Origin of the sequence: Pseudomonas graminis (assembly GCF_004364335.1) — a bacterium.
In the GTDB taxonomy this organism is placed as follows: domain Bacteria; phylum Pseudomonadota; class Gammaproteobacteria; order Pseudomonadales; family Pseudomonadaceae; genus Aquipseudomonas; species Aquipseudomonas graminis_D.
In genome coordinates this window covers 41,160-52,915 of sequence record NZ_SOCR01000008.1, presented here as the reverse complement: position 1 = coordinate 52,915, position 11,756 = coordinate 41,160, and the positions used below count along the sequence as shown (strand labels likewise).

General features: G+C 58.4%; 10 protein-coding genes. 3 read left to right on the top strand and 7 right to left on the bottom strand.

Annotated features, from left to right (window positions below; all coding sequences use genetic code 11):
* Positions 1 to 35 precede the first annotated feature (35 nt).
* Together dnaG and rpsU are read right to left on the bottom strand one after the other, a co-directional pair.
* Entirely contained in the window at positions 36 to 2,003 is a 1,968-nt protein-coding gene (gene dnaG, locus EC919_RS16275; protein WP_133775472.1) for a DNA primase, read from the bottom strand.
* 262 nt (positions 2,004 to 2,265) lie between these two features.
* Entirely contained in the window at positions 2,266 to 2,481 is a 216-nt protein-coding gene (rpsU, locus tag EC919_RS16270; protein ID WP_002551877.1) for a 30S ribosomal protein S21, read from the bottom strand.
* 196 nt (positions 2,482 to 2,677) lie between these two features.
* Here rpsU and tsaD point away from each other — a divergent pair, with 196 nt between their 5' ends.
* On the top strand, positions 2,678 to 3,703 hold the full coding sequence (gene tsaD, locus EC919_RS16265; protein ID WP_108121150.1) for a tRNA (adenosine(37)-N6)-threonylcarbamoyltransferase complex transferase subunit TsaD: 1,026 nt from the start codon (positions 2,678 to 2,680) through the stop codon (positions 3,701 to 3,703).
* A gap of 48 nt (positions 3,704 to 3,751) precedes the next feature.
* Here tsaD and plsY read toward each other — a convergent pair whose 3' ends face one another.
* Positions 3,752 to 4,321, bottom strand: coding sequence for a glycerol-3-phosphate 1-O-acyltransferase PlsY (gene plsY / locus EC919_RS16260; RefSeq protein ID WP_074886952.1), 570 nt, complete (start codon positions 4,319 to 4,321; stop codon positions 3,752 to 3,754).
* Between the two features lie 74 nt (positions 4,322 to 4,395).
* Between plsY and folB the strand changes: the two genes are divergently transcribed.
* Both folB and folK read left to right on the top strand, forming a co-directional pair.
* Positions 4,396 to 4,749 (top strand): dihydroneopterin aldolase, encoded by a 354-nt coding sequence (gene folB, locus EC919_RS16255; RefSeq protein WP_133775471.1) that lies wholly within the window; start codon positions 4,396 to 4,398, stop codon positions 4,747 to 4,749.
* Positions 4,740 to 5,267 carry a 2-amino-4-hydroxy-6-hydroxymethyldihydropteridine diphosphokinase gene (gene folK, locus EC919_RS16250; RefSeq protein ID WP_133775470.1) on the top strand — a complete coding sequence of 176 codons (528 nt, stop codon included), beginning with the start codon at positions 4,740 to 4,742 and terminating at the stop codon, positions 5,265 to 5,267. The genes folB and folK overlap by 10 nt, the downstream gene beginning before the upstream one ends.
* A gap of 47 nt (positions 5,268 to 5,314) precedes the next feature.
* Here folK and EC919_RS16245 read toward each other — a convergent pair whose 3' ends face one another.
* The 4 genes from EC919_RS16245 to EC919_RS16230 all read right to left on the bottom strand — a co-directional run bounded on the left by EC919_RS16245 (position 5,315) and on the right by EC919_RS16230 (position 11,486).
* Positions 5,315 to 6,544: a multifunctional CCA addition/repair protein gene (locus EC919_RS16245; protein WP_133775469.1), complete on the bottom strand. Its 1,230-nt coding sequence runs from the start codon at positions 6,542 to 6,544 to the stop codon at positions 5,315 to 5,317.
* A gap of 70 nt (positions 6,545 to 6,614) precedes the next feature.
* Positions 6,615 to 8,177, bottom strand: a complete 1,563-nt coding sequence (locus EC919_RS16240; protein ID WP_133775468.1) for a SpoVR family protein — start codon at positions 8,175 to 8,177, stop codon at positions 6,615 to 6,617.
* Positions 8,174 to 9,445, bottom strand: a complete 1,272-nt coding sequence (locus EC919_RS16235) for a YeaH/YhbH family protein (RefSeq protein ID WP_133775467.1) — start codon at positions 9,443 to 9,445, stop codon at positions 8,174 to 8,176. Before EC919_RS16235 ends, EC919_RS16240 begins: the two co-directional genes overlap by 4 nt.
* 118 nt (positions 9,446 to 9,563) lie before the next feature.
* Positions 9,564 to 11,486, bottom strand: a complete 1,923-nt coding sequence (locus tag EC919_RS16230; RefSeq protein WP_133775466.1) for a PrkA family serine protein kinase — start codon at positions 11,484 to 11,486, stop codon at positions 9,564 to 9,566.
* Positions 11,487 to 11,756: the final 270 nt, after the last annotated feature.

The window sequence follows — 11,756 nt, the reverse complement described above, 5'->3', positions numbered from 1 at the left end:
AAAAACAAGCCGGGGATTATACCCGAGCTATGACCTCACACGCCAGTTGAGGTCGGGGTTTGTGCAGGAACTTTGCGATTTAACAGGTTGAGCAGCTGAACTTTTTCTTCTGCGCTCAGACCTGACTGCCGTTCCTTCCTGATCAATTGCTCCAGATGTCGCTCGCGTTGGCGGGCAGACAAGCTAGTTATAGTGTCGAAAAACTGTTGTTCAAGGTTATCGGCCGAGATCAGCCATTCCTTTTCCGCCAGTTGACGCAGCAATCGTCCTTGATCGGTGCCATGCCAGCGGGCAATCAACTGCATCGTGCGCAGCTTCGGGTTTTTCTGTGTGGCGTCGATCAGGGCCACCAGAAGCTGTGAATAAACATTCTCTTCATCGGCGAACGTACTGGCATTGGCGACCTGTGCTGACAGTTCAGGGTGATGCAACAACGTTCTGAGTGCTGTCAGTGCCGGTGGCTCGACCGTCGCCGGTGTGCGTGGCCCGCGAGGTTCGAAATCGGGACGCTTGCCGTTCTTGTCCCATTTCTTGCCCTTGTCCCACGGCTTCTTGTCCCATTTCTTCTGCTGACCGCCCGGCGCGCTCGGTGTCCATTCCTGCTGCGCCTGGTAATCGTGCTGCTGGTAATCGCCGTAATCCGGCACGGCCTCGTAATCAAAGCCCGGATCGTAGCTGGGCTGAGCCTCCGTCGGAGCGGACTGCATCAGTTGGTTGACCGCCGCTGTGTCCAGCCCGGTGATCTCTTTCAGGCGTCGACGCATCAGCTCACGCAAATTTGCGCCCGGCACTTTTTCGATCAGTGGCGCGGCCAGCGTCACCATGTGTGCCTTGCCTTCCAGGGAGCGCGGATCGGCCTCCTTGGTCAGTTGCTCGAAAAAGTAGTCAGCCAACGGTTGTGCGTGCTGGTTGATTCTCGCCTTGAACGCGTCTGTGCCTTCTGCCCGCACCAGGGTGTCGGGATCTTCCCCTTCGGGCAGAAACAGAAACCTCGCGCGCCGGCCGTCCTGCAAGCCGGGAATCGTGGCTTCCAGTGCGCGCCAGGCGGCGTTTCGGCCAGCCTGGTCACCGTCGAAGCAGAACAACACGTTCGGTACCACACGAAACAGACGCTTCAAATGCTCTTCACTGGTCGCCGTACCCAGCGTCGCAACGGCATTGCGCAAGCCTTGCTGGGCCAGCGCAATAACGTCCATGTAGCCTTCGACGACGATAATCTCGTCCAGGTTACGGTTAAATTTGCGAGCTTCGAATAAACCGTACAACTCCTGACCCTTATGAAACACCGGGGTTTCAGGAGAGTTCAGGTATTTGGGCTTGTCGTCGCCCAATACGCGCCCGCCAAATGCGATCACACGGCCGCGACTGTCGCGAATGGGGAACATCACCCGATCGCGAAAGCGGTCGTAGCGTTTGCCCGTTTCGGCGTTTTCGATCAGCAGGCCAGCATCGATCATCGCCTTCTGTTGAAGGGTGTCGCTGCTTAAGTGCCTGTAGAGGTTGTCCCAGCCAGGAGGGGCGAAGCCCAGTCCGAAGTCGCGGGCAATCTCGCCTGACAGGCCTCGGCCTTTCAGGTATTCCACCGCAGATTTTCGCGTTGGATGGCTCTTCAGCGCAGCCCGGTAAAAATCGGCGGCGGCTGATAATAGGGGGTAGAGCGGCGAATCGGTAGGCTGCCGGGGCTTTTGCCCTTTTACACCTTGTTCGCGGGGGACTTCCATCCCGGCCGCTTTGGCCAGGTCTTCGACGGCCTGGGGGAAATCCAGGTTGTCGTGGTCCATGATGAAGCCGAGGGCATTGCCACCCGCGCCACAGCCGAAGCAGTAATAGAACTGTTTGTCCGGGCTGACGCTGAACGACGGTGTCTTCTCTTTATGGAAAGGACAGCAGGCGCTGAAGTTCTTGCCGGTCTTTTTTAATTGAACGCGTGAGCTGACAACATCGACGATGTCGGTGCGGTTCAGAAGGTCGTCAATAAAACCTTGGGGAATCAGTCCGGCCATGGCGTTCTCATCATCAGGCGCCCCGCCAGAAAGATTGTGGCGAATCCAAACCGTAACGACGGTTGCTTGGTCAGTGTAGACGGGTCAACGCGGCCTGAATCAGGCTGGAAGAAATCGACGGGGTTTGTCTCGGTCGCATCTGCGGCGTCAACAGCCTCTGTCTTGTGTTGCTTGATCGGTGTTGCTTGAGGCTATAACTGCAACTGCCGACAGCCCGGCTTTGAAGGCCGGGCAAGGCAGAAGCTTGCGTCAGACGTCTGTATTAATACAGACGAACGGCGCGGCGCTGTTCGCGCTGTACTTTCTTGGCGTGACGCTTAACAGCAGCAGCTGCTTTACGCTTACGCTCAGAAGTCGGCTTCTCGTAAAATTCGCGGCTACGAACTTCAGCCAGAACACCGGCTTTTTCGCAGGAGCGCTTGAAACGACGCAGAGCTACGTCGAAGGGTTCGTTCTCTTTAACTTTGACGGCTGGCATCCAGAGCTACCTTCATTCATTACCGGGGTCAACGCTTACTGCAACGCTTGCACTAAGTACGTCGGTTTTTAAGGGTTGCGGATGTTAACCCCTTGCTTCGCGGAATGCAAAGCCTCTGATCGAAAAGCACTGGTCGCAGGCATGAGCGGCGACTATTATGCGCGCCTTCGAATTCAGCCTCCACAAGGCGTACCCCATGCTAGTACTGGGAATGGAAACTTCCTGCGATGAGACCGGTGTCGCGCTGTACGACAGCGAACGCGGGCTGCTTGCCGATGCATTATTCAGCCAGATCGACCTGCACCGGGTCTATGGTGGTGTGGTCCCGGAGCTTGCCTCGCGCGACCACGTAAAACGCATGCTGCCCTTGATTCGTCAGGTGTTGGCCGAGGCCGACTGCGCCGTGACCGAGATCGATGCTATCGCTTATACCGCTGGCCCGGGACTTGTCGGGGCCCTGCTGGTGGGGGCTTCGTGCGCACAGGCTCTGGCGTTTGCGTGGGACATCCCGGCACTGGGTGTTCACCATATGGAAGGGCATTTGCTGGCACCGATGCTGGAGGAAAATCCGCCTGAGTTTCCGTTCGTCGCTTTGTTGGTTTCCGGCGGCCATACGCAGTTGGTTCGCGTCGATGGCATTGGTCTCTACGAGCTGCTGGGCGAGACCCTGGACGACGCTGCGGGCGAAGCATTCGACAAAACCGCGAAGATGATGGGCCTGAATTACCCTGGCGGTCCGGAGATTTCCCGTCTGGCGCAATCCGGTGTGGCCGGGCGTTTCGTCTTTCCGCGTCCGATGACGGACCGCCCCGGGCTGGATTTCAGCTTCAGCGGCTTGAAAACCTTCTCGCTGAACACGTGGCAGCAGTGCCAAAGCGCCGGGGACGACAGCGAGCAAACCCGTTGCGACATCTCGCTGGCCTTCCAGCAGGCGGTGGTGGACACTTTGACCATCAAGTGCAAACGCGCGCTGAAGCAGACCGGGCTCAAACGGCTGGTCATCGCCGGCGGCGTGAGCGCGAACAAGGCGCTGCGCCTGTCGCTGGAGCAGATGCTCGATGGCCTGGGTGGGAATGTTTACTACGCGCGGCCTGAGTTCTGCACCGACAACGGCGCGATGATTGCGTTTGCCGGCTGTCAGCGTTTGCAGGCAGGGCAGAGGGAAAGTCTGAGCATTACAGTCCAGGCGCGGTGGCCGATGGAGCAGTTGCCCGGTCTTTGATGGCAAAGCGGTGCAAGCGCTCGGTTGCGGATTTGAAAGGGTGTCGCGTTAGAAATGCCGTTCACGTCCGGCAAACAGGTCGCGTAGATTGCCCCGATGGCGCCAGACGATGAGCAGCGTCAACACGCTCATCGGCAGTAACGCGTGGGGCTCCTGCCATGCGAGCAGCGGCAGCGTCAGCGGCGTGGCGATCAACGACGCCAATGAGCTGGTGCGAGTGAGGTAGAACGTCAGCAGCCACGCGCCGATCGCGAGCAAGGCGGCTGGCGGATACAAGGCCAGCAACATACCGGCGGCGGTGGCCACGCCTTTGCCGCCACGAAAACGGAAGTACAGCGGGAACAGATGCCCCAGCACTGCGCACAGGCCGATCCAGGCTTGCAGGCGTGGGTCGAGGTCCAGACCTCTGGCGATCAGCACCGGGATCATGCCTTTACAGACGTCGCCAATCAGGGTCAGCACGGCGAGTTTCTTGCCGGCGAGACGCAGCATGTTGGTGGCGCCGGCGTTGCCCGATCCACTGGCGCGCGGGTCCGGGCGACCCGTTATGCGGCTGATCAGGATGGCGAAGGACAGTGAGCCGAGCAGGTAGGCGAGGACCGCCAGTAACCAAAACATGCTAACCATTCCGGGCGAGGATGCCTTGATTCTAACGGCGCATCGCGCCCTTGTCGTGCAGCGGAGAGATAGGCTTGGACAGAGTTTTCATTGAAGGTCTGGAGGTCGATACCGTCATCGGCGCCTACGACTGGGAGCGTGGCATTCGCCAGTGCCTGCGTCTGGACCTGAGTTTTGCCTGGGACAATCGGCCTGCAGCCGCAGGGGACGACCTGAGCAAGGCGCTCGATTACGCCAGTGTGTCCGCGCGGGTTCAGGCATTCGCCGAAGCCTCTCAATTTCAGCTGGTCGAAACCTTCGCCGAGCGCCTGGCCGAAGTGCTCATGGGCGAGTTCCATATTCCCTGGCTGCACCTCAAATTGACCAAGCCGGGAGCCGTGCCAGCGGCGAAGGGCGTTGGGGTGGAGATCGAGCGCGGATGTCGCTGACACGGATTTTTCTGGGACTGGGCAGCAATATCGAGCGGGAGCGCCACCTGTGCGCCGGCCTCGACGCCCTTGCCGGCTTTCTCACTGACATGACCTGCTCGCCGGTGTTCGAAAGTCATCCAGTGGGGATCAAGAGCGGGCCGTTTTTCAATCTGGTGGTTTCCGCGCTGACGGATCTGGCGCTGACTGAGCTGGACCGTCGGCTCAAATTCATCGAGGCTGATAACGGACGTTATGCGCCGGATCGCAAGGGTCTCCCGCTGGACATCGACGTCCTGCTGTATGACGAGCAGGTCGGCAATTTCGACGGTCTGATTCTGCCCCGGGCCGAAATCCTCAAAAACGCGTTCGTGCTATGGCCGTTGTCGCTGATCGCGCCGCAGCGCCTGCATCCCGAGGCTGGCCTGTCGTTTGCCCAACTGTGGGCTGAAGCGGACATCGATCAGAAGCTCTGGCCGGTTGCCTTCGAATGGCGCGGCGAGCCACTCACCCCGGCCATCCTGCTGGCTGCGGTGTAACAGGCGTCCGACTGGCAGCCCTGCCTCAGCCGCAGCTACCCGGCGGCTTAAAGCTGATACGACGCCTTGTATACCTTCAGCGTATCCAGTCGCTCTCGCTTGAGTGCTTCGCCTAATTGCTGGCCCTGAAAACCTTTCTCCAGCAGCGGCTGTACCGCCACTTGCCGCGCCGCTTCGGCAGCGCCGCGCAGATATTCGGCTTGCGGATACGTGCGCTCCTCAAACCCCTTGCGGCCTCGGGCGTCCATTTCGCAGGCGGCAATGAATTCCTCGAAGCGTTGCGGTCGGCGATACACGTCAAAGCTCTGCAGCAGGTCCAGCAATGTCGACGGCTTCAATTCCAGCGCGCGATGACCGTGGGTGTGATATTCGCCCACCAGCAGTGCCAGTTCCTGGCAATCCCTTGGCACCTTGAAGCGCTGGTTCACCGCCTTGATCGCTTTGAGTCCTTTGTGCTCATGGGCGATATGGCGCGGCCATTCCTCTTGCGGCGTGAGTCCCTTGCCCAGGTCATGCAGCAGGCACGCCCAACGCACGCTTAGCGGCTGGCGGTGCATGGCAGCCTGATGCAACACGCTGAGGACGTGCACACCGGTGTCGATTTCCGGGTGATGGGCTTCCGGTTGAGGCACGCCAAACAGCGCGTCGACCTCTGGCATCAGCACTTTCAGGGCGCCACATTCGCGCAGGACCTCAATGAACACCTGAGGCTCTTTTTCCATCAGTGCACGGGAAATTTCCTTCCAGCTGCGTTCCGCTGTCAGCGCTTCCAGTTCACCCAAATCGCTCAGTTGGCGCATCAGTTCGAGGGTTTCCGGGGCGATGGTGAAACCGTCGGGGGCATAGCGCGCGGCGAAGCGTGCCACGCGCAGGACACGCAGGGGATCTTCGGCGAACGCGGGGGAAACGTGACGCAATACTCGGGCTTCGAGGTCTTGCTGGCCATGATAGGGATCAGTCAGCTGGCCGTTCTTGTCTTCGGCAATAGCATTGATGGTCAGGTCACGGCGGATCAGATCTTGCTCCAGCGTGACGTCCGGGTGCGCGTGAAAAACAAAGCCGCCGTAGCCTTTGCCGGTCTTGCGCTCGGTGCGGGCCAACGCGTATTCCTCACCGGTCAGCGGATGCAAGAAGACCGGAAAATCCGTTCCCACCGGGCGGTAGCCCTTGACCAGCATCTCCTCTGTCGACGCACCCACTACTACCCAGTCGATGTCAGTGACCGGTTTGCCAAGCAGGCGATCGCGTACTGCGCCGCCGACTTTATAAATCTGCATAAAAAAGCCTCCGTGAGGGCGACAGGATAAACCTTAAGTCGCGATCGCGGAGGCTGGAAACGCTCATGGTTTATAAGTGGACGACCGCCAGGTCCAGCCGGGGATATTCACTGTCAGCGTGTTCGCTTCTCGGCGGCACGTGGTGGACTTTCATAACTTGGTCGCCCTGCAGCGTTTCCAGATGGATGTCAAAACCCCACAGCCGATGCAGGTGTTTCAGCACTTCGTCCGTGGAGTCGCCGAGAGGTTTGCGGTCGTGCTGTTGATGGCGCAGGGTCAGAGAGCGGTCGCCGCGCCGGTCAATGCTGTAGATCTGCACGTTGGGTTCGCGGTTGCCGAGGTTGTATTGCGCGGCGAGGGTTTCACGAATCACCTTGTAGCCGGTTTCATCGTGGATGGCGGGCACGAGGAGATCGTCCTTCTGATCATCGTCGAGGATGCTGAACAGCTTCAGGTCACGGATCACCTTGGGCGACAGGTACTGCAGGATGAAGCTCTCGTCCTTGAAGCTGCTCATCGCAAACTTCACCGCCGTGAGCCAGTCGGTGCCCGCCAGATCAGGAAACCAGTGGCGGTCCTCTTCAGTCGGGTGCTCGCACATCCGCCGGATGTCCTGGTACATGGCAAACCCCAGCGTGTAGGGATTGATACCGCTGTAGTACGGACTGTCGAAGCCTGGCTGGTAGACAACGCTGGTGTGGGAGGTCAGGAATTCCAGCATGAAGCCGTCGGTCACCAGCCCCTCGTCGTACAGATCATTCATCAGCGTGTAGTGCCAGAACGTGGCCCAGCCCTCGTTCATCACCTGGGTCTGACGCTGCGGGTAGAAATACTGAGCGATCTTGCGCACGATGCGCACCACCTCACGCTGCCAGGGCTCCAGCAACGGCGCGTGTTTCTCGATGAAGTAGAGGATGTTTTCCTGAGGTTCAGCGGGGAAGCGTGAGAAATCCTCCTTGTCGTTCTTGCTCGCACTTTTTGGAATCGTGCGCCACAGGTCGTTGATCTGCTTCTGCAGGTGCTCCTCCCTATCCTTCATGCGGCGGCGTTCTTCTTCCGCCGAAATCGGGTACGGCCGTTTGTAGCGATCAACGCCGTAGTTCATCAGCGCATGGCAGGAATCGAGCAGGTCCTCGACCGCATCGATTCCGTGGCGCTCTTCGCACTGCATGATGTACTGCTTGGCGAACACGAGGTAATCGATGATCGAGCTGGCGTCGGTCCAGGTCCGGAACAGGTAGTTGCCTTTGAAAAAACTGTTATGCCCGTAGCAGGCGTGGGCTACGACCAGCGCCTGCATGCAGATGGTGTTCTCTTCCATCAGATAGGCGATGCACGGGTCGGAGTTGATGACGATTTCGTACGCCAGACCCATTTGTCCGCGCGAGTAGGATTTCTCCGTGCTGAGGAAGTGCTTGCCGTAGGACCAATGGTGATAACCCAGCGGCATGCCAACAGACGCGTAGGCGTCCATCATTTGCTCAGCGGTGATCACCTCGATCTGGTTGGGGTAAGTGTCCAGCGCATAACGTTCGGCAATACGGCTGATTTCCCGGTCGTAGGCCTGGATCAGTTCGAACGTCCACTCTGAACCCGTGGAGAGGGGTTGGCGCTTCTGCTCTCTAGCGGTCATGTCAATAACCTGCGCTGGAAGAGTTCACGGAACACCGGATAGATATCACCGGCAGAGACCAGCTGCTGCTGGGCGAACGTATCGGCGAAGGCTTCGCCGATACGCTCGTATTCGAACCACAGCGCCTGATGTTCGCGCGGGGTGATTTCGACGTAGGTGTAGTACTGCACGAACGGCATGATCTGTTTGATCAGGATGTCGCGGCAGATAGGCGAGTCATCGTTCCAGTTGTCGCCGTCCGAGGCTTGTGCTGCGTAGATATTCCATTCGTTGGTGGGGTAGCGCTCGGCCATGATTTCCTGCATCAGCTTCAATGCGCTGGAAACGATGGTGCCGCCGGTTTCCCGTGAATAGAAAAACTCCTCTTCGTCGACTTCCCGCGCGCTGGTGTGGTGGCGGATGAAGACGACTTCGATCTTGTCGTAGTTACGCTTGAGGAACAGGTACAGCAGGATGAAGAAGCGCTTGGCGATGTCCTTGGTCGCTTGGGTCATAGACCCGGAAACGTCCATCAGACAGAACATCACGGCTTTGGAGCTGGGGTTTGGCTGTTTGACCAGCAGGTTGTATTTGAGGTCGAAGGTGTCCAGGTACGGGACGCGACGAATCCTCGCCTGAAGTTTCGCGGCCTCGATTTCCAGCTCCTGAATATCACCGAAGTTATCCGGCTCCTCGATCCTCAGGCGTTCGAGTTCAGCCTGCACCTGCCGCAGCTTGGCCCGGCTGCTTCCGGACAGGGCGATACGCCGCGCATGTGCCGAGCGCAAGGTACGGATGATGTTGAGGCGTGACGGATTGCCTTCGTTGCTGATGCCCGCGCGGACGGTCTTGAACGTGTCAGTGCCGCTCAGGTTGCGCTTGACCAGGTTGGGTAGCTCCAGGTCCTCGAACATGAATTCGAGAAACTCTTCCTGGGTGATCTGGAACACGAACTCATCCATGCCTTCGCCGGAATTGCCCGCTTTGCCAGGCCCTTTGCCACCGCCGCCTCCCTGGGGCCGTGCGATGTGCTCACCGGTGGTGAACTCTTTGTTACCCGGATGAACCACCGTTTGTTTGCCGCCGCGACCATGGTGCAGGACCGGTTCGTCGATATCCCGCCCCGGAATACTGATCTGTTCGCCGTGCTCCATGTCAGTAATGGAGCGCCGGCTTACGGCTTCTTCAACTGCCTTCTTGATATGGTCACGGTAACGGCGAAGAAAGCGCTGCCGATTTACCGTGCTCTTGTTCTTGCCATTGAGACGTCGGTCGATCACATAGCTCATAGGCTCCTCCGGGGAGCTTCAAGTGGTGAGCCGCAAGCTGCAAGTAGAAGCGGTTATCCGGGTAGCAGATTTGACGCGCTTTCTTCCTGCAGCTCGTAGCTTGACGCTTGCAGCTGCCTTACTGCGATTTCCGGACCCGTAGGTACCATTCGGAAAGAAGCCTTACCTGTTTATCGGTGTAGCCCCGCTCGACCATTCGTGTGACAAAGTCGTTGTGCTTCTGCTGATCCTCTTTGCTGGCCTTCGCGTTGAAGCTGATGACCGGCAGCAGGTCTTCGGTGTTCGAGAACATTTTCTTCTCGATCACCACCCGCAGCTTCTCGTAGCTCAGCCAGGTCGGGTTCTTGCCGTTGTTGTTGGCGCGGGCGCGCAGCACGAAGTTGACGATCTCGTTGCGGAAGTCTTTCGGATTGCTGATACCCGCCGGTTTTTCGATCTTCTCCAGTTCTTCATTCAACGCCACGCGATTGAGGATCTCGCCGGTCTCCGGGTCGCGATATTCCTGATCCTGAATCCAGAAGTCCGCATACAGCACGTAGCGGTCAAAAATGTTCTGGCCGTATTCGCTGTAAGACTCGAGGTACGCAGTCTGGATTTCCTTGCCAATGAATTCGATGTAGCGCGGTGCCAGGTACTCCTTGATGAAGCGCAGATACCGCTCGCGGGTTTCGGCCTGGAACTGCTCCTGCTCGATCTGCTGTTCCAGCACGTAGAGCAAGTGAACCGGGTTGGCGGCGATTTCGTGAGGATCGAAGTTGAAGACCTTCGACAGGATCTTGAACGCAAACCGCGTAGAAAGGCCGTTCATACCTTCGTCAACACCCGCGCTGTCGCGGTATTCCTGAATCGACTTGGCTTTCGGGTCGGTGTCCTTGAGGTTCTCGCCGTCGTAGACCCTCATCTTCGAATAGATGTTGGAGTTGTCCGGCTCTTTGAGCCGCGACAACACGGTGAACTGCGCGAGCATTTTCAGGGTGTCCGGCGCGCAATGGGCTTTGGCCAGCGAGCTGTTGAACAGCAATTTGTCGTAAATCTTGATCTCGTCACTGACCCGCAGGCAGTACGGCACCTTCACGATGTAAATCCGGTCGATGAAGGCTTCGTTGTTCTTGTTGTTGCGGAAGCTGTGCCATTCCGATTCGTTGGAGTGGGCCAGCAAAATACCGGTGAACGGAATCGCGCCGAGGCCTTCGGTACTGTTGTAGTTACCTTCCTGTGTGGCGGTCAGCAGCGGGTGGAGCACCTTGATCGGCGCCTTGAACATCTCCACAAATTCCATCAGGCCCTGGTTGGCCCGGCACAGCGCGCCCGAATAGCTGTAAGCGTCGGCATCGTTCTGTGGGTATTCCTCGAGCTTGCGGATATCGACCTTACCCACCAGCGCCGAAATGTCCTGGTTGTTCTCGTCACCGGGCTCGGTTTTGGCAACGGCAATCTGGTTGAGGATGGAAGGGTAGAGCTTCACCACTTTGAACTGACTGATGTCGCCGCCAAACTCGGCCAGTCGTTTGGTCGCCCATGGCGACATGATGGTGTTCAGGTACCGCCGCGGGATGCCGTAGTCCTCTTCGAGGATCGTCCCGTCTTCGGTGGGTTTGAAAAGGCCCAAAGGGGATTCGAAAACCGGCGACCCTTTGATGGCGTAGAACGGTACTTTTTCAACCAGCGATTTGAGTTTTTCAGCCAGGGACGACTTGCCGCCGCCAACCGGGCCGAGCAGGTAGAGGATCTGTTTCTTCTCTTCGAGGCCCTGGGCGGCGTGGCGGAAGTACGAGACGATTTGCTCGATGCAGTCTTCCATGCCGTGGAATTCTTCGAACGCGGGATAGCGCCGAATGACCTTGTTGGAGAAGATTCTGGACAGCCTGGAGTTGGTCGACGTGTCGAACAACTCAGGCTCACCGATGGCCATCAGCAGACGTTCTGCGGCGGAAGCGTATGCGCTGCGGTCGGTTTTGCAGAGCTCGAGATACTCCTGTAGCGAGAGCTCTTCCTGCCGTGTCGATTCAAAGCGTTGTTGGAAGTGGCTAAAAATACTCATGACGTCACCTCGCTCGATACGTGGAGCCGGCGGCGGATCGTCAGTCGATGCTGGATGGAAGCCGATCACGCGGCTGCCATTACCCCCCAAACACCATAAAAGTAGCTACCGATGACCCACGCGCCGGTGTACCGGCTCTCCCCTGATTCGGATGGCCTGAGGCTAAGAGTAGTTCGGATTCGGGCACAGAAAGAAGCAATGGGGATGAAGAGGGCATACCCGTTCGTCAGATGAGGGCGCGAGCCCGCGTAGGACGCGGGATAGCGGCCA

What these genes read in the sequence shown, in the direction of transcription:
- dnaG (WP_133775472.1), bottom strand. Translation starts at nt 2,003, where the DNA reads ATGGCCGGACTGATTCCCCAAGGTTTTATTGACGACCTTCTGAACCGC.
- rpsU (WP_002551877.1), bottom strand. Translation starts at nt 2,481, where the DNA reads ATGCCAGCCGTCAAAGTTAAAGAGAACGAACCCTTCGACGTAGCTCTG.
- tsaD (WP_108121150.1), top strand. Translation starts at nt 2,678, where the DNA reads ATGCTAGTACTGGGAATGGAAACTTCCTGCGATGAGACCGGTGTCGCG.
- plsY (WP_074886952.1), bottom strand. Translation starts at nt 4,321, where the DNA reads ATGTTTTGGTTACTGGCGGTCCTCGCCTACCTGCTCGGCTCACTGTCC.
- folK (WP_133775470.1), top strand. Translation starts at nt 4,740, where the DNA reads ATGTCGCTGACACGGATTTTTCTGGGACTGGGCAGCAATATCGAGCGG.
- EC919_RS16245 (WP_133775469.1), bottom strand. Translation starts at nt 6,544, where the DNA reads ATGCAGATTTATAAAGTCGGCGGCGCAGTACGCGATCGCCTGCTTGGC.
- EC919_RS16240 (WP_133775468.1), bottom strand. Translation starts at nt 8,177, where the DNA reads ATGACCGCTAGAGAGCAGAAGCGCCAACCCCTCTCCACGGGTTCAGAG.
- EC919_RS16235 (WP_133775467.1), bottom strand. Translation starts at nt 9,445, where the DNA reads ATGAGCTATGTGATCGACCGACGTCTCAATGGCAAGAACAAGAGCACG.
- EC919_RS16230 (WP_133775466.1), bottom strand. Translation starts at nt 11,486, where the DNA reads ATGAGTATTTTTAGCCACTTCCAACAACGCTTTGAATCGACACGGCAG.